Source organism: Bacillus pseudomycoides DSM 12442 (assembly GCF_000161455.1).
In the GTDB taxonomy this organism is placed as follows: domain Bacteria; phylum Bacillota; class Bacilli; order Bacillales; family Bacillaceae_G; genus Bacillus_A; species Bacillus_A pseudomycoides.
Genome location: NZ_CM000745.1, coordinates 1,540,416 through 1,557,541 on the forward strand (window position 1 = coordinate 1,540,416; position 17,126 = coordinate 1,557,541).

Below are 17,126 nucleotides of genomic sequence, written 5' to 3' on the forward strand. Positions count from 1 at the left end.
TGGATCTTTAATGATTTTCATGAACGAGTAAATTTGAAAATCTTATTAGCAGCCCTAGAATAACCGCCCGCGTTACGAAATGATTGACTAATTTTTTTCGTATTGTTCTTATAAATAGGATTCCTTAACACTTCACTAACAGCTTCTTTGATATCCTCCACCGATAGTTGTTGAATATTTAACATAGCTCCTGCACCAAGTTCTTTCACTCGTTCAGCAATCGTATGTTGATCATTTATGATAGGAAGCATAACTAAGGGTACTTCAAAATAAAGTGATTCACTGGTGCTATTCATTCCACAATGGCAAATAAAGACATTAGTTTGGCGAAGTACATCTAATTGAGGAACATAGTTACGAACAATAAAATTATCGGGTATATTCTTTAGCTGCTCTGCTTTTAATTGTTTGCCTATACTAAGCACCACTTTAACCTTTAAATCTTTTAAAGCGGTAAAGCACTTTTGATAGAAGTCTGGCTGGTTGTTCATTATCGTTCCCATAGAAATGTAAATCACATGTGTGTCTTTTAATAGATTCATTGGAAAATCGTTTGCAGTTTCATTTTTAGTAATGGAAGGTCCGACAAAAATATAGTTATTCTTAAAAGCGCTGCTATTCCTTTGGAAATAGGAAGAAGTGAAGACGATATTTAAATCTCCTGAACCAGGACAAAGTAAGAAGTTGTAAGATAATGGAAGTTCGTATTTGTTTTCTAAATATTGTTTGCGTTTGGCGATTTCTTCTAATTGTAAAAATGCTTTTAGCATGGTCAAACGCTCTTGTTTTTGTTCCATATCATCTATTCCTGTCAGGGACATATTTATTTTTGGGTCTTGTGAATATGCAAAAGTGGTCCAAGTTGCAATAGATAATAATTTGTTTTGGTGGGCAATCCATTTTCCAGGTAAAGACTGTGCATCGTATATAATATAATCATACGTTTCGTTGGAAATTTCTTCTAGGATGGAGTCGGTGATCATTTCCATTGCATTTAGAAATTGCAATAAATATTCTTGAGGCTGGGAAGCCATAAGACCCATACTTTCTGCAAGCTTTCTGTGTGCCTTTTGATCAACGGGACGGAACTGGGCACCGGCTTTTTTGATTTTTTCTTCAAAATGATTGGATGAATAATAGGTGATATGTTCTCCTCGTTTTACTAAATCATTTACTAATCCAAGTGTTGGATTTACATGTCCTTCTCCACCAATGTTGATGTAAAGCGCTTTTTTCATCTTTATCCCTCCAGTAAATATAGTTTGATACATACCTTAGCAAAGAGAATACAAGTTTTATCAGTAATGATTCCTATAGCAGTGCGAAGTACAAAATATGATGATTGTCATAATAAAATCTCTATTTTTTGTGGATGTATATTATATTTTCAGATGAATAACGTCGGATTAAAAAGTAAACATATTTATCTTTTGTTCGGATTATAACAAACTATTTTTGGATTTGTCTATAAAAACAAAAATATTTTGTGTGGGGGTATAGATTGCACTTATATGGAGCGGATTGAATAGAGAGGAAGCAGTAATGTTATCTTGAGAAACAGATAGATAAGAAATAAGAGGGAGTTTCATTTATCCTGCTATTTGCGGGCAGTAAAACCTTCATCTCAAAATTCGGCGAAAGCAAAGAAGTTAGGCTGGGGATTAACTGTCCGTAAAAGTCGGATTGGTGAGGGATAATACTCAGTGGGAGATGAAGAAAAACTCAACTGCTTTTCACTTTGAATGGTTGTGAATATTCGAATAGATCTCGAGGGGATTGGAACCAACTAACGAATAAAAAAGAAATCATAAAAGTAAGTAAGATCTTGATAGATGTTGTGGTGAAACAGTAATCTGTTGCTTTTGATCATGATATAGAAATGAACATGAAGCGTAAATAAGGCGATATAATGGGCGTAAAAAAACAAAAATCTTTTCACGGATTTTTGTTTTTTTATTAACTATAAAATTCCTTTCAGTTCACATTGTATACAAACGTTTTTAAATTTGTTTATAAAATAAGCAAACGTAATGTTGAAATGTTTGTGAAGTTTATGATAATATGATAAAGTGGATAAACGATATCGTAATTTGTTTAGGTTAATAATAAACTTTTTGGAGGATTGTTTAGTATGAGTGATATTTCAGAGAAGTTTTGGGATGCTTCCGTTGAAGAACTGAAAAAAGGATATGTATTTGAAGAGGATACAGAAGAATACATTTGCTTAGCTTGCGGAGAAACTTTTATAAAAGGTGTTATTTATCAAGATCATAATGTTTTATATGAAGCAGAGAAATTTGCACAGCTGCATATTGAAAAGGAACATACATCTATGTTCGCATATTTATTAAGTCTGGATAAGAAGTTTACAGGTTTAACAGATTTACAAAAGAAAATGGTGCAGTTTTTTTATATGGGTTTAAATGATAAAGAAATTGTGAAAGAGATGGATGGAGGCAGTACATCGACAATTCGTAATCATCGATTTACATTACGGGAGAAGATGAAACAGGCTAAGGTGTTTTTAACGCTGATGGAATTGTCGGAAGAAAAATCAAAAGTGCAGTCTAAATTTTTACCGATTCACCGCACAGCTACAATGGTGGATGACAGATATAACATTACGGAAGAAGAGAATGATGAAGTGTTGAAATTGCATTTTACCGAAGGATTAAATGGGCCGCTTGTTAAATTTCCGAAGAAACAAAAGCGTAAACTTATCATATTGAGACATTTAGTGAAAAAGTTTGATAGTAGTGAGAAGTATACAGAAAAAGAAGTGAATCAAATTTTAGAAAGTGTGTATCCGGATTTTGTAACCTTGAGAAGGTATTTAATTGAATATGGTTTTCTAGATCGAACAGCTGATGGAAGTAAATATTGGGTTAAATTATAAGAAAAAGACAAAAGAAAGGAGAAATGAATTTTGAAATCACCTACAGATAACACCCAAGAAGGTGTAGAATCACAAAATCATGAGAAGGAAAAGAAACCGATATGGAAATCAATGTCCATGTTCTTAGTTCCTTTACTTTTAAGTAATGTATTACAATCAGTTGGACAATTGTTTGGGATGGTAGTGGTAGGACGATGGCTCGGTGTGAATGATTTAGCTGCCATTTCTGCATTCTTTCCATTGTTCTTTCTACTTGTTTCATTTGTAATTGGAATTGGCTCTGGTAGTTCAATTTTGATTGGGCAAGCGTTTGGTGCTCGTAATGAAGAGCGTTTAAAAGCAATCGTTGGTACAACATTGACCTTTACATTTGTTATTGGAGTCATTTTAGCGATAGTTGGAAGTATATTCGCAATGGACATTATGCGCCTTATGGGTACACCAGAAAACATTATTGATATGAGTGTTCACTATGCACGTATCTTATTTATTTCAATGCCGGTCTTATTCTTATATTTTGCATATACAACATTTATGCGAGGTACAGGAGATTCCAAAACGCCATTTTACTTTTTAATTGTTAGTACAGTATTGAACATGATATTGTTGCCTGTTCTTATTTTTGGTTGGTTAGGATTGCCAGAACTTGATGTTTATGGAGCAGCTTATGCTTCTGTTATATCAACGATTATAACGTTTGTTGTAATGCTTATTTATTTAAAGAAGAAAAATCATCCATTGCAATTGGATGGGGCAGTACGAAAATATCTTCGGATGGATTGGGAATTATTAAAGTTATTACTACGTCTTGGTATTCCAGCAAGTATTAATATGATATTAGTTTCGTTATCTGAGATTGCAGTCATTGCATTTGTAAATCGCTTCGGTTCTGATGCGACCGCAGCCTATGGAGTCGTGAACCAAGTGGCAAGTTATGTACAAATGCCAGCAGTGAGTCTTGGAATTACAGTATCCATTTTTGCTGCACAATCCATTGGTGCGAATCAATTTGATCGATTACAGAAAGTTGTTCGGGCAGGTATTGTGATGAATTATATCATCGGCGGGGTATTAATTGCTCTTATTTATTTGTTCTCAAGAGAAATTTTATCATTGTTCTTAACAAGTCCAAATACAATCGAAATTGCTCATAGTTTAGTGATGATTACATTATGGAGTTATTTAATTTTCGGTCATGCGCAAATTATTGGTGCGACAATGCGAGCAAGTGGAACCGTACTATGGCCGACTATTATCGGTGTTGTATCAATTTGGCTTGTAGAAGTTCCTGTTGCCTATTACCTTTCGTATCATACAAGTCTTGGTATAAAGGGTATATGGATTGGATATCCAGCAGCATTTATTGTGAGTTTACTTTTACAATATGGGTATTATAAACTTTCATGGCAGAAGAAACGGATTACGCGACTTGTTAGTTAGATTGAAAGTAAATAAAAATGTTCCTAAGCTTGAAAGCTTAGGGACATTTTTATTTTGTATGAGTACAACTCATAAATAACTTTTCAAAGTTACATCAAAATGGTGTCTTATGAGTTTTCCATCATTCATATAGAATTCCCAAGCTTTCTCTGGATCTCCGATAATCTCAAAGGAATTTTCTGTTATATATAAAGCACAATTATCCTCTAAAGCAATTCCATCTATATCACATGCATGATTTTGTAAGAATAGATGGAAAGCAGTTGCTCTATCTGGCTGATTGTAATGGGGACAGAAGTGTTTGTTTACCATATTCCAGCCATCGCTTTCTATATAGCCATCTCCTTTATAATTAGAACGGAAGCCGGTTGTAAACCAGCACATAGCACCAGAGCTATATCCTGCAATGAATGTTCCATTGTGTAGGGCTGCTATTAACTTTTCATCTATTTTGTTTTCTTTCCACTTTTCAAGCATATTGATATAATTTCCTCCGCCTAGATAGATGAAATCAGCAAAATGAATCATTTCACTTATTGTATCTTCGCTATAGCTTTCTTTTATGCAACATAGAATGTGAACATCACACCCTAACTGCTTTTCAAATGTTTCTCTAAATTCTTTTATATAACCTTCATCATCATTGCTTGCTGTTGGGATAAACAATACTCTTGGAGATTGTTTCCCAGTTAGTTCTATAAGTCGTTGATTTATATGGAAATGATCTGTCTGTTCGAGATAACCTCCGCCAATTACAGCTAACTTCATAATGAAGCACCACCTAATAGATTTTTATTATTGATAAAATTTCGCTACAGGAGAGTGGCTTTCCTTCTGCAACAAAAGATGAAAAGTAAAAAGTATGAATGAATAAAGGAAAGGTGTGTGATATACCGAAGTTAAATAAAAAGTGAACTCGATAATGGGAGGAAAAATAGTGAAAAAATTAATTGTAATTATACTAGCTGGAGCACTTATTTGGGCTGGAGTTAACTTTTATAATTCCAAGCAAGAAGAAAAAGAACGGAAAGCAAAACAAGCAGCACTGCAAGAGAAAGAAGTATTACCTCAAGTAGGATTTAAGGCGCCGAAAATCACACTAAAAGGATTAGACGGAAAGCTTTATTCATTAAATGATGCAAAAGGAAAACCGTATGTTATCAATTTCTGGGCGTCATGGTGTGGACCATGTGAAATGGAAGCGCCGGACTTAGTTCGTCTTTACGATAAATATAAAGGTGAAATCGAAATTTTTGCGGTGAATGCAACGATTGGAGATGCAGTACAAGAAGCAAAGGCGTTTGCAGATCGTTTTGGATTTAAGTTCCCAATTTTATTAGATATGGATGGGGTGGCGGGACTTGATTATAAAATTGTTTCACTGCCAACAACGTTTTTTGTTGATAAAGATGGGATTATTGTAGATCAAGCGCGTGGAGTATTACCTCCGGATCAGTTGGAAAAGAAATTCAAACAATTAATTGAGAAGTAAGAGGGGGATAAAGGTTACAAAGCTTCTCATAGGGATAGGAAATGGAAGTGGGTGATTTCCAATGATATCATTTTTCACTATTTCATGTGCTACTATATTTATAGAGATTAGCATTATTCATATGTATTGGGAGTTTATTGTGAGAAGATTCCTTCTTTTTTGTTTTCTCTCTCTTTACAACTATCATTTAGAGGAGTATATTAACAATCAGAATAGCTCAATGTAGATTTTACAGCCAAATAATAAATCGCTTAATCCACTTCAGGAGCGGGGGAACCAAATTTGTGCATTGTCACTAGGGGTGAATCCTTTTATAGGTAGGGCTACTCTCAAGGCCCGAATCCGACAGCTAACCTCGTCAGCGTTTTGAGAGGGGGGCTTGTGTGTGTAAAAAACACTAGGTGCAACCTGGTGTTTTCTTTTTATTCTCTTGATGGTAAAATATAACATTTGTTTTTGAGTGTAATGGAAACAGAGAGGGGAAAGAGGATGAACTGGCTTACAAGTCTAATTACAATTGGCCTATTCGTAATTGTTGCAAAACCGATGGGAGACTATATATACAATGCTTTTCAGCGTAAGGAACCATTTCAAAAGGTATTTGGCCCACTGGAAAACATCTTATTTAAAATTGCTGGGATTAAAGGGCATAGTCAGACTTGGAAACAATATATGTTTTGCTTAATGAGCACAAATTTTTTCTGTATCTTGGTTGTATATTCGATATTTCGATTACAAGGGATTCTTCCATTAAACCCGAATCACTTTTTAGGATTAGAACCAACATTAGCATTTCATACAGCAATTACATTTATGACGAATGCGAATTTACAACACTATGGGGGAGAAAGTAGTTTATCATATTTCTCTCAAATGGTAGGTGTGACATTTATGATGTTTGCGGCACCTGCAACTTCATTGTCAATTGGTATTACGTTTATTCGTGTACTAGCGGGGAAAAGAATAGGAAACTTCTTTGTTGATTTTGTACAAGCAATTACAAGAGTATTATTGCCAATTTCATTTGTGGCATCATTGATATTTGTGGTTTTAGGGACACCGCAAACACTGGATCCAACAATTGTTGTGAAAACGTTGGAAGGAACGGCACAAGAAATTCCTCGTGGACCGGTAGCGTCTTTGCTTTCTATTAAAGAACTTGGTGACAATGGAGGAGGTTTTTTGGGAACAGTTTCTGCGCATCCTTTTGAAAATCCCAATATGATAAGTAACGTGCTACAAATGATGTTACAAATGTTAATTCCGATGGCTTTTCCATTTGTATACGGAAGAATGGTTGGCAATCGGAAACAAGGTAGAATGTTTTTTATATCAATGTTCATTCTTTTGATTATCGGATTTTGTACGCTTGCTATATCTGAATTGAAGGGGAATCCATTGTTAAATCAATTAGGGATAGAAAGTTCACAAGGAAATATGGAAGGGAAAGAAACTCGTCTTGGCGTCATCTCTTCTGCTTTATATGCAACTGTTACAAGTGCCTCTGGAACAGGTGGTGTTAATACAACACACGACACATTAACACCGATTGGTGGAATGGTTCCACTTATAAACATGCTTTTAGGTACCGTGTTTGGAGGGATCGGACTTGGGTTTATGAATGTCGTCATGTATGCAATGATTGCTGTGTTTCTAGCCGGATTAATGGTGGGACGTACACCGGAGTTTCTTAACAAAAAAATAGAAGGAAAAGAAATGAAGTTAATAGCAGTCACGATTGTGTCTCAGCCATTACTTATTCTTGGAACTGCAGCGATTGCATTTTCTACGAATCTAGGAACAGATGCAATTTCTAATCCGGGTTTTCATGGTTTAACGCAAATTATATATGAATACACGTCATCTGCTGTTAACAACGGATCCGGATTTGAAGGATTAAGGGATAACACGCCTTTTTGGAATCTTTCAACGGGAATTGTTATGTATATTGGTAGATATTTAGGTGTGATTACAATGCTTGCCGTCGCAGTTGGACTCAAAAGGAAAAAGGTTGTACTTGAGACTAGAGGAACCTTTCAAACAGATAATCGGCTATTTGGAGGAATTCTACTTGGGACTATCTTTTTAATAGGTGCCTTAACATTTCTGCCGGTACTTATACTAGGACCGGTTGCTGAATTTCTTACAATATCATAGTGAAACTTTAATTTGTTTAGGCTTTTACTAATGCATTCTCTTTAACAAAGTGTTAAATTTAATTTAATTAAAGTAAATAAAATTAACATAAAAATGATTATATGTTAAACTGTATTAAAATTAATTTAATGTAATTTTATTGTGCAAATTGCTATAAGAAAATTAGGAGGATTAGATAAATGAAGGAGATTGAAAGCAAAGATATACAAAAATGGAAAGGCCAATATCCTTTACTAAGCAGGCTCATTTCGATGGAAGAAGTATTTTGGATTAATCCCAATATCGAAAAATTTCAAACGGGAATTAAAAAATCCCCCCTCACTCAAGAAGATGTAAGGGATGCAGAGGAAAGGTTGAAACGTTTTGCTCCATATATTGCTAAGGTTTTTCCAGAAACAAAAGGAATGAACGGTATCATAGAATCACCTTTAGTGAGAGTTCCTTCCATGAAACAATCCTTAGAACAGGATTATCAACAACCTATATTAGGTGAATTATTGTTAAAGTGTGATAGTCATCTTCCTATATCAGGATCTATTAAAGCAAGAGGGGGAATTTATGAAATTCTCAAACATGCAGAGGAATTAGCTTTTCAACATCAAATGTTAACGATACAAGATGATTATTCGATTTTAGATAGTGATAAGTTTCGAAGTTTCTTCTCGCAATATTCAATTGCAGTAGGCTCGACTGGAAATTTAGGTCTTAGTATAGGTATTATGAGTGCTAAGTTAGGTTTTAATGTGACTGTTCATATGTCAGCCGATGCAAAAGAGTGGAAAAAAGATTTGTTAAGAAGTAAAAATGTGACAGTGATTGAATACGAAGCTGATTATAGTAAAGCGGTAGAAGAAGGGCGACTGCAAGCAAATGCAGACCCTAGTTGCTATTTTGTTGATGATGAAAACTCCCATGATTTGTTTTTAGGATATGCGGTAGCGGCATCTCGTTTGCAAAAACAATTAGAAGAGTTAGAGATAACAGTAAATGATGAACATCCTTTATTTGTTTACCTTCCGTGCGGAGTAGGTGGTGGGCCTGGAGGAGTAGCATTTGGCTTAAAGTTATTGTATAAAGACAATGCCCATTGTTTCTTTGCAGAACCTACCCACTCTCCATGTATGTTACTTGGTTTAATGACTGGACTTCATGATAAAATTTCTGTACAAGATATTGGCATTGATAATGTCACAGACGCGGACGGACTTGCTGTAGGAAGACCATCTGGATTTGTGGGTAAAACTATGGAACCTTTTTTAAGTGGTAGTTATACAGTTAGCGATGAACAGTTGTATAAGTTACTTAAGAAATTAGTCGATACAGAGGGGCTCCATTTAGAACCTTCTGCACTAGCAGGGATGATAGGACCAATGAAATTATGTAAAGAGGGAACCGATTATTTATTGAAGCATAATTTAACAGAAAAAGTGAGGAAGGGTACACATATTATTTGGGGGACTGGTGGAAGTATGGTTCCTGAAGAAGTGAGGAAGCAATATTATCAAAAAGGCTTGAATTTAGCGATAGAGAACTAGAAGTAATTTAACACGAGGGTAGTTTAACCCCCGTGTTTTTTTATTCGAATTTTTTTGTTATTTTTAACGTGGTTCATTATAGTATAGATATAGGCTTTTTTTGAAAGTAAGGACTTGACGATATAAGCTTAATAAATTCGTTATACAATAGAAAGCTTCATTTTACATAAATAAGAGGATGTGTATATACAATGTCACTACAGTCAAAATATTTAGCGGGTATTTCACTTGGGGTAATGGGAGTAGGGTTTGCGGCGACTATTCCATTTCAGGAATCGATGATAGGAACAATTGTACAAGGTGGATTTGAAGCAGGATTAGTAGGGGGGCTTGCTGATTGGTTTGCAGTCACGGCACTATTCCGTCATCCAATGGGAATTCCAATTCCGCATACAGCCCTACTTCCAAAAAATCGTAAACGGATTACGAAAGGCCTCGTTTCCACACTGGAGAATGATTGGCTGACAAAAGAAAGCATAACAAATAAAGTGAAGGAAATGAAGTTAGCACAAATGGTGTTACAGATTGCAGAAAGAGAGCTGCAATCTGATGCTGTGAAAAAAGGGATTGTTACAATTGCTGAAAAAGCGATTCTTCAAATTGATATCGAAAAGTTAGCTATTGTAATTGAAAAAGAATTAAAAACATATTTACATACGATTAATACAGGAAATATACTGCAAGTCCTTATTGATCAATTGGTTGTACAAGAATATGATGAAAAAACACTTGATTACATGTTAGTTAAAGCGAAAGAGTGGACGGCTCAAGATGAAGCCCGTTATCAACTTGGAAGTTTAGGCATGAAAGCGATGGAAAATATAAAAGTGGATGGATTCTTGCAATTTACTCTAAAATCTTTCATGAATATTGTAGATGAAGAAAAAATCGGAAGCATATTGCAGAAGTTCGTGATTAGTAATATCAGTAGTTTACAAAATCCTGATAATACCACAAGACAACTTATATTAGTGAAAGTTCGTCAAGAACTTATTAATGTGAAGGAAAATGAAGCGGTATTACAGGAATTAGAGAATTGGAAAGAAAGTTGGATCGCAAATTGGAATGCGGCTGACAAGATAAAAGAATTGTTAGGACAAGCGCAGGTAAGAGCAGTCGCTTTTATTAAAAAAGAAGAGTTTGCAGATCAATATCTTCTTCCATTTTTAACGAAGCAAATGAACAAAGTGAAAGAAGATCCAGTAACAGTTCAAAAAATAGAAGGCTGGTTGCAAAAGCAAATTGTAAATCTTGTTGAAAATAATCATTCCAAGATTGGAAAGCTTGTACAAGAAAACCTTGATAAGTTAGACGATCAAACATTGATTGAAATGATTGAAAATAACGTAGGCAAAGATTTGCAATGGATTCGTGTGAATGGTGCTGTTTGCGGGTTTATGATTGGGTTAGTTTTGGAAGGGATTAAAGCACTTATATAGAAAAAAACCTTCCTCATGATATGAAATGCATGTGGAAGGTTTTTAGTATCCGAAGAAGTTTCCTTCCTCAATTATATGCTAGCGTTTCATTCTTCAAGAAGGCTTATGTTTGTATTATAAGCTTTTTGAATGTTTAGCTGATGTGTTCCGTTTCCGAGCTTTAGTGTGTTTTTATACCATTGTTCTTGCTGATTTGAATCTGGATTTTCTTTTGAAGAATTATTCACCTTTTTCGTTAACTCTTCTACATGTTCCCAAGGTGTATTCCCATGAGAATCTTTTTGATTTGTTACTGCTGATAGTGTTATGTCGCTATCTTTTACAAGATGAACAGACACGTTTAATATTTCTTGTACAGACCAATTGCTTTGTAATTGGCCTGGGTAAAGAGAGAGTTCTCTTTCAGGACCGCGAATTTCCACATTTTTATTCTGCGGGAGGACAAGTGTTGCTGTCATTCTTGACTGTGAAGCAAAGAATTTATGGTGAACAGGTAATGGTTTTAATGTCACATACATTGTTTCACCAACTGTGTGAATGGCAATGAAATCTTCCTGTTTTAGTTTGTTCTTTTCATTTGCTTTCATAGTCATTTCATATGTTCCTAATAAATGCACTTTATTAATGTTACTACCTTCTATTGTAAGAGGAGTATTACTCGTATCAACTACAATCTTTTTAATAGAATCAGGGATGTCATGTTGCACTTCTGGGATGTTATTCGTTTGCTCAGTTGTTCCAATGGAATAACGAATCTCCTCTAGTAATCCAGTGGATAATAAGAAATAGAATGAAATTCCAACGGTCCCTAATGCGCCGATAAAGAAAATACTAAATATATCATATTTAATAATAGGCTGCTCTTTTTTAGAGAATGTAACGTATAGTAAAATCTCGATGCCAAGCACAATGAAAAGAATAGGCCACCATGCTGTGAAGTTATCAAATACTTGTATACCTTTTATAGTTGAAAATAATAAGAAACAACCTAATGTGATAATTGAAATCCCCATAGATACCGTTCCTACACGCCATGTTCTCATTCTTTAGCACCGCCTTTTTCTTCTTTATTCCCTAGTAATAATTTAAAGCCACCACCAATTAAAAGGAGGGCAACGATAGATGTTTGGAAATAGCGATAATATAATTCACTAATATGAATATTGAATATAGTAGCGAAATAATCGTCAAAAATAGGGAGGAGTGTTTGATCTAGTAAATAATAGCATCCTAACCCGATGAGTCCGATACCAAGCCATTTTTGATGATTAATAAAATAATCGATAATAGGTGTGTCTTGTAAATCTTCTTTTCCGTATTTGGATGTTTGCTGTAATGTATCGAAAAAGCTATAAAACCAAATGATAGGTACTAAAAATAAGAAGGCGGAAAGTCTTAATAAATCAAGCATATAAATGGCAAGTAAAAAGGCTGCCATTAGTTGAAGACCACGGCGCTGTAAGCCTAAATACATATGACCCGCTCCAGGGAACATCGCTAAAATAGAAGCGAATGTTTTACTTTTCCTTCCTTGTTCTCGGTGCTCCTCAAAATCTTCGAAAATAGTACGATCGACTAATATTTCCCCACGTTCTTTTTTCTGCAGCTGCTGGACGACATCGAAGAAATTATAAATCCATAGAACAGGTAACGTAGCGAGAAAGATAAGAAAGCTTTCACGAGATGTTAATAGTGTAACGAATATAATCATGCTACCTAGTCCTGTAAAAGCGACTAAAAATGTAAGTCCACGCTGCATAAGTCCTAATTGGAAATGCCCAAGTCCAGGGATGATGGATAAGAGAATGATATAAAATCGTTCACTTTCACGTGCTGCTTCTTGCGTTAGGTCTTTCTCTTTTTTCCATGACTGATTCACTATAGAAATAATTAAGTCTAGTATATTTATTCCCCATACAAGTGCTAATAAAAATAGGATAAGGAAAACAATCCCGTGATTTCCGAAGTTAATAGTAAAGCCTATCGCAGCGAGAAATAATAATAATGAACTACCACCATATATAATAAAACGACCAATTCGCTTTAAATATAAATGTCCAAGCCCAGGAATCAACCCTAGAACTAGCGCTAAAAATGGGTTTTTATTCATGTTTTGAACCTCCGTTCGTTTTTGAAGTGTGTATAGTTTTGTTTAAAATTTGTTTTGAAATCGAAACCCCACTTTGTTTGGAAGATTGTTCAAAACTAGAAGTCACTGTGAAAATATAATGGAATAAACCGCTTGCCATAAAAATTAAAGTAGCTGCAGTTGCAATTATGTAGTGAATGAGCGTACTTTTTATTTGTCTTGGTTGCTTCTTACTCATTTTTTCTTCAGACTTAAGTTTTTCGAATTTGATTTGCTTCATAACCTCATTTGTAAATGAATCATCATTTATGATTGGAAGGTTTTCATTTTGTTCATCAATGATTTCCATATAAAGTGCTAAACAATGATCACATTCATAAAGATGTTGTTCCATAGATTCACGTTCGTTATGTGATAGAAGATCTAAAGTGTAATTGCACCAAGCTTCTTTTGAAAAATGCGTCATAAAAAATCTTCCTCCTTCCAATGTTTTTTGATCCATTTTCTTGCTCTATAAAGCTTCATTTCGACTGTTTTGACTTCAGCATTTTGTTGAGTAGCAATTTCTTGATAACTTTTGTCTTCTAAGTAATGTGCGAGAACGACATCACGATAATTCTCTGGAAGTTCTCTTAGTTTTTGAGCAATCAGCAATTTTTGCTCTTTCGTCAGTAACAATGCCTCAATATTATGAGAGGATTTTATATTTTCCTGAGTTTCGTTTGATAAGGAGAGCTCTACTTTTTCCCTTTCTTTCTTTCTCTTATAATCAATGGCATGATTTGTAGCAATCCGTGCCATCCACGTTTTTAATCCGCGGAATTGATAGTTAGGGAGAGAGGCGTGAATCTTTACGAATACTTCTTGTGTGATATCTTGTGCATCTTCCTCATGTCTTAAAATAGCAAAAATAACTTGGAAAATATAATGACGATATGTTTGTACAAGGATACGAAAAGCATGTTCACTTCCTTGTTGTGCTTTTTCAATTAATTGTTTTTCCTCAATGGTTCTCTCCCTCCTTTTTGACGCATTCTATTATATAGACGTAAGAAATGGGAAGTCCCCCTACACATGATGTAAAAAAAGAATAATATATTTTAAGAGAAGAGGCTACTTCAAAAGGTGTGAAAAAATGTTATAGAGAAGTATATAATGAGAAATAGGGAAATGTTACATGGAGAAAGGATGTGAATGTTAGTAGAGGAACTCCTATACTAACAAACATGAAAATAAAAGTATTGATAGCCGATGATAACTCTTTTATTAGAGAAGGCATGAAAATTATTTTAAGTACATACGAAGAATTCGAAGTGCTAGAAACAGTAAATGATGGGCAAGAGGCTCTAGATTATTGCAAAAAACATGATGTAGATATTGCACTTTTAGATGTTCGAATGCCAAATATGAATGGTGTAGAGGCGACGAAGCTAATTTGTGAGGAGACAAAAACAAAGCCGCTTATTTTAACGACATTTGATGATGATGAGTATATTTTGGAGGCAGTAAAAAACGGAGCGAAAGGTTATTTGTTAAAAAATAACGACCCGGAGCGCATTCGTGATGCGATAAAAGGAGTATATAACGGGCAAACTGTTATGCAAGACGTAGTGCTTGATAAAATTAAGTGTAACTTACTGGAAAATAAAGAAGAGGAGTCGAAAATAGATAAGACTCTTTTTACAGAGAGGGAACTCAGTATTATTGCATTAATTGCAAAAGGTTTCTCTAATAAAGAAATTTCAAAACAGCTTTTTATATCAGAAGGAACAATTGCAAATTATATTACGTCTATTTTAGGGAAAACGGGTCTTGAACATCGTACGCAAATTGCGATTTATTATTTAACAGGGAAAGTAGACTGATTTTATGGAGTTTTGGTTCATTGTAAGTAAATTAATTGTCTTCTTATATATAGTGTTCAGTTATATTCACTCAAATGTTATGAACTTACCGTGGGTTATATTTACTTTGCTTTCGTACCTTTGTGTAAACGTGACAATTTCTATTTTAAAAAAAGATGCGTATAAAAAAATATTAATTGGACTATCAATCGGTATTATCGCTTTGTTTACATGGAGGATTCATCCGTTTTTTATTTTGTTTTTACCTTTGAACTTATACGAAATTATATCTTATTACATAGAAAAGAAATGGCAGATCTTTTTCATTATGATTCTCCCTATCGTTTTTGCGGATGAAAGTGTTCAAATGACATATGGACTCATTACTGCATTTTGTTTTCTTGTTTTAACGATGGCAGACCGTTACATAGTACGATTACTAAAGCTTGAAAAGCAAAATGATAAGATGCGAAAAGATATGCAGCGGCTCGCAAAAAGTTTACATGAAAATAAAGAATACATAAGGCAATCAGAATACACATTTAAATTAGAAGAACGAAATCGATTATCACAAGAAATTCATGATAAAATTGGTCACTCCATGACAGGTGCACTTATTCAAATGGAAGCAGCAAAGAGATTGATGGAAATAGATAAAGATAAAGCTACGGAGTTACTACAAAATGCGATTCATATTTCTAAAGATGGGATTGAAAATATTAGAATTACCCTTAAAAATATGAAACCACCAACTGAACAAATTGGAATTCATCGTATGAAATTATTCATAGATGAGTTTACGGGCAAGCATGATATAAAAATTCCGTTTGTGTATAAAGGGAATTTGGATACAATTTCCCCTATCCAATGGAAAATCATTGGTGAAAATATTACGGAGGCGTTAACGAATGCGATGAAATATGCTGATGCGACAGTTATTTCAATAGATATTCATGTACTTAACAAGATGGTCAAGGTACAGGTGAAAGATAACGGGAAGGGTGTAGTCTTTGTTAAAAAAGGACTCGGTATTATTGGGATGGAGGAGAGAACAGCGTCTGTTAATGGGAAAATAATTGTAGATGGAACGAATGGCTTTTCGGTAACAATGTTGTTGCCGATTCAGTAAGACATGATTGAGATGAATGATCTCATATGAAAAAAGTGAATATTCTCATGTGAAAAGAATGAACTTCTGCACTGAGCAGGTTCATTCTTTTTGTTTATAATAACAGCAGAGAAACTGAAATAGGGGTGAAATGATGAACGTATTAGAAATAAAAAATTTAACAAAAAAATTTGGTGATTTCATCGCAGTAGATAATATGTCTTTAGCTATTAAAGAAGGAGAGATATTTGGATTTCTAGGATCAAACGGTGCTGGTAAAAGTACAACAATTAATATGATTGCTGGATTGTTAAGAAGTAATGAAGGTGAGATTAGCATACTAGGAAAAAATACAAAGAAACATAATCGTTTTGCGAAAATGAACATTGGAATTGTACCGCAAGATATAGCAATTTATGAGGAGTTAACCACCTATGAAAATGTGAAATTCTTTGCGGGTTTGTATGGATTACGAGGTGCAGAATTAAAAGCGAGAGTAGAAGAAGCATTGCAGTTTGTAGGACTAAGTGATAAACATAAAAGTTATCCAAAGAACTTTTCGGGTGGGATGAAACGAAGACTTAACATTGCTTGTGCCATTGCGCATCATCCGAAGTTAATTATTATGGATGAGCCGACCGTTGGAATTGATCCGCAATCAAGAAACTACATTCTTCAGTCTGTACGAAAATTAAATGAGATGGGGAGCACAATTATTTATACAAGTCACTATATGGAAGAAGTAGAAGAAATTTGTACAAAAATTGCAATTGTAGATCACGGTAAAGTAATTGCAGAAGGTACGAAAGAACAATTAAAAGCGATTATTACAGATACAAAGGATATTTGGATTGAAGTGAAGTCAGTCGAAAATCTAGAAGTAGCTAAATTAAAAGAGATTAATGGCGTCAAAGCTGTTCAAATCGAAGAGAACGTGATTAAAGTGCATTCTGATGCAGGGTTGAATAATTTAAACAAAATTATTCAACATTTTATTAATCATGATATTGAGATCCGTTCGTTAGAAGAACAAGCGCCTAACTTAGAAACAGTATTCCTTACACTGACAGGCAGAAATTTACGAGATAAATAAATTTTTATTAAGAGAAAAAGGGAGGTTCATCGA

General features: G+C 34.4%; 15 protein-coding genes and 1 riboswitch. Of the genes, 9 read left to right on the forward strand and 6 right to left on the reverse strand.

Annotated features, from left to right (window positions below; translation table 11 throughout):
• Positions 1 to 17 precede the first annotated feature (17 nt).
• Positions 18 to 1,238, reverse strand: a complete 1,221-nt coding sequence (locus BPMYX0001_RS07735) for a macrolide family glycosyltransferase (protein WP_033798790.1) — start codon at positions 1,236 to 1,238, stop codon at positions 18 to 20.
• 893 nt (positions 1,239 to 2,131) lie between these two features.
• Here BPMYX0001_RS07735 and BPMYX0001_RS07740 point away from each other — a divergent pair.
• The gene (locus BPMYX0001_RS07740) at positions 2,132 to 2,896 is read left to right on the forward strand and encodes a DUF2087 domain-containing protein (protein WP_006094400.1); all 765 of its coding nucleotides are present in this window, start codon (positions 2,132 to 2,134) and stop codon (positions 2,894 to 2,896) included.
• Between the two features lie 30 nt (positions 2,897 to 2,926).
• Entirely contained in the window at positions 2,927 to 4,336 is a 1,410-nt protein-coding gene (locus BPMYX0001_RS07745; protein ID WP_006094401.1) for an MATE family efflux transporter, read from the forward strand.
• A 69-nt stretch (positions 4,337 to 4,405) separates the two neighbouring features.
• Here BPMYX0001_RS07745 and BPMYX0001_RS07750 read toward each other — a convergent pair whose 3' ends face one another.
• Positions 4,406 to 5,104: a Type 1 glutamine amidotransferase-like domain-containing protein gene (locus BPMYX0001_RS07750; RefSeq protein WP_003196629.1), complete on the reverse strand. Its 699-nt coding sequence runs from the start codon at positions 5,102 to 5,104 to the stop codon at positions 4,406 to 4,408.
• Positions 5,105 to 5,273: 169 nt separating this feature from the next.
• Between BPMYX0001_RS07750 and BPMYX0001_RS07755 the strand changes: the two genes are divergently transcribed.
• The 4 genes from BPMYX0001_RS07755 to BPMYX0001_RS07770 all read left to right on the forward strand — a co-directional run bounded on the left by BPMYX0001_RS07755 (position 5,274) and on the right by BPMYX0001_RS07770 (position 10,959).
• Positions 5,274 to 5,828: a TlpA family protein disulfide reductase gene (locus BPMYX0001_RS07755; RefSeq protein ID WP_033798791.1), complete on the forward strand. Its 555-nt coding sequence runs from the start codon at positions 5,274 to 5,276 to the stop codon at positions 5,826 to 5,828.
• A gap of 238 nt (positions 5,829 to 6,066) precedes the next feature.
• Positions 6,067 to 6,208, forward strand: a riboswitch (cyclic di-AMP (ydaO/yuaA leader).
• Between the two features lie 109 nt (positions 6,209 to 6,317).
• A complete protein-coding gene (kdpA, locus tag BPMYX0001_RS07760; protein ID WP_033798792.1) occupies positions 6,318 to 7,985 on the forward strand; it encodes a potassium-transporting ATPase subunit KdpA in 1,668 nt (555 codons plus the stop codon).
• Between the two features lie 179 nt (positions 7,986 to 8,164).
• Positions 8,165 to 9,520, forward strand: coding sequence for a D-serine ammonia-lyase (locus tag BPMYX0001_RS07765; protein ID WP_006094404.1), 1,356 nt, complete (start codon positions 8,165 to 8,167; stop codon positions 9,518 to 9,520).
• Positions 9,521 to 9,711: 191 nt separating this feature from the next.
• On the forward strand, positions 9,712 to 10,959 hold the full coding sequence (locus BPMYX0001_RS07770; RefSeq protein ID WP_003196647.1) for a DUF445 domain-containing protein: 1,248 nt from the start codon (positions 9,712 to 9,714) through the stop codon (positions 10,957 to 10,959).
• An 86-nt stretch (positions 10,960 to 11,045) separates the two neighbouring features.
• Here the strand turns inward: BPMYX0001_RS07770 and BPMYX0001_RS07775 are convergent, their stop codons facing one another.
• The 4 genes from BPMYX0001_RS07775 to BPMYX0001_RS07790 are packed head-to-tail and all read right to left on the reverse strand — an operon-like array spanning position 11,046 to position 14,056.
• A complete protein-coding gene (locus tag BPMYX0001_RS07775; protein WP_033798793.1) occupies positions 11,046 to 12,002 on the reverse strand; it encodes a LiaF transmembrane domain-containing protein in 957 nt (318 codons plus the stop codon).
• Positions 11,999 to 13,069, reverse strand: coding sequence for a hypothetical protein (locus tag BPMYX0001_RS07780; RefSeq protein WP_018782474.1), 1,071 nt, complete (start codon positions 13,067 to 13,069; stop codon positions 11,999 to 12,001). The genes BPMYX0001_RS07775 and BPMYX0001_RS07780 overlap by 4 nt, the downstream gene beginning before the upstream one ends.
• The gene (locus tag BPMYX0001_RS07785) at positions 13,062 to 13,514 is read right to left on the reverse strand and encodes a hypothetical protein (protein WP_018766730.1); all 453 of its coding nucleotides are present in this window, start codon (positions 13,512 to 13,514) and stop codon (positions 13,062 to 13,064) included. Before BPMYX0001_RS07785 ends, BPMYX0001_RS07780 begins: the two co-directional genes overlap by 8 nt.
• The gene (locus BPMYX0001_RS07790) at positions 13,511 to 14,056 is read right to left on the reverse strand and encodes an RNA polymerase sigma factor (protein WP_255261544.1); all 546 of its coding nucleotides are present in this window, start codon (positions 14,054 to 14,056) and stop codon (positions 13,511 to 13,513) included. Before BPMYX0001_RS07790 ends, BPMYX0001_RS07785 begins: the two co-directional genes overlap by 4 nt.
• Positions 14,057 to 14,274: 218 nt before the next feature.
• Between BPMYX0001_RS07790 and BPMYX0001_RS07795 the strand changes: the two genes are divergently transcribed.
• The 3 genes from BPMYX0001_RS07795 to BPMYX0001_RS07805 all read left to right on the forward strand — a co-directional run bounded on the left by BPMYX0001_RS07795 (position 14,275) and on the right by BPMYX0001_RS07805 (position 17,093).
• Positions 14,275 to 14,913 (forward strand): response regulator transcription factor, encoded by a 639-nt coding sequence (locus BPMYX0001_RS07795; protein ID WP_003196658.1) that lies wholly within the window; start codon positions 14,275 to 14,277, stop codon positions 14,911 to 14,913.
• A 4-nt stretch (positions 14,914 to 14,917) separates the two neighbouring features.
• Positions 14,918 to 16,021, forward strand: a complete 1,104-nt coding sequence (locus BPMYX0001_RS07800) for a sensor histidine kinase (RefSeq protein WP_033798794.1) — start codon at positions 14,918 to 14,920, stop codon at positions 16,019 to 16,021.
• 133 nt (positions 16,022 to 16,154) lie between these two features.
• Complete coding sequence (locus BPMYX0001_RS07805; protein WP_018782470.1) at positions 16,155 to 17,093, forward strand: ABC transporter ATP-binding protein; 939 nt, start codon at positions 16,155 to 16,157, stop codon at positions 17,091 to 17,093.
• Positions 17,094 to 17,126 lie beyond the last annotated feature (33 nt).

Coding starts and splice junctions, on each gene's coding strand:
- BPMYX0001_RS07735 (WP_033798790.1), bottom strand. CDS start 1,238: ATGAAAAAAGCGCTTTACATCAACATTGGTGGAGAAGGACATGTAAAT.
- BPMYX0001_RS07740 (WP_006094400.1), top strand. CDS start 2,132: ATGAGTGATATTTCAGAGAAGTTTTGGGATGCTTCCGTTGAAGAACTG.
- BPMYX0001_RS07750 (WP_003196629.1), bottom strand. CDS start 5,104: ATGAAGTTAGCTGTAATTGGCGGAGGTTATCTCGAACAGACAGATCAT.
- kdpA (WP_033798792.1), top strand. CDS start 6,318: ATGAACTGGCTTACAAGTCTAATTACAATTGGCCTATTCGTAATTGTT.
- BPMYX0001_RS07765 (WP_006094404.1), top strand. CDS start 8,165: ATGAAGGAGATTGAAAGCAAAGATATACAAAAATGGAAAGGCCAATAT.
- BPMYX0001_RS07770 (WP_003196647.1), top strand. CDS start 9,712: ATGTCACTACAGTCAAAATATTTAGCGGGTATTTCACTTGGGGTAATG.
- BPMYX0001_RS07775 (WP_033798793.1), bottom strand. CDS start 12,002: ATGAGAACATGGCGTGTAGGAACGGTATCTATGGGGATTTCAATTATC.
- BPMYX0001_RS07780 (WP_018782474.1), bottom strand. CDS start 13,069: ATGAATAAAAACCCATTTTTAGCGCTAGTTCTAGGGTTGATTCCTGGG.
- BPMYX0001_RS07785 (WP_018766730.1), bottom strand. CDS start 13,514: ATGACGCATTTTTCAAAAGAAGCTTGGTGCAATTACACTTTAGATCTT.
- BPMYX0001_RS07795 (WP_003196658.1), top strand. CDS start 14,275: ATGAAAATAAAAGTATTGATAGCCGATGATAACTCTTTTATTAGAGAA.
- BPMYX0001_RS07800 (WP_033798794.1), top strand. CDS start 14,918: ATGGAGTTTTGGTTCATTGTAAGTAAATTAATTGTCTTCTTATATATA.
- BPMYX0001_RS07805 (WP_018782470.1), top strand. CDS start 16,155: ATGAACGTATTAGAAATAAAAAATTTAACAAAAAAATTTGGTGATTTC.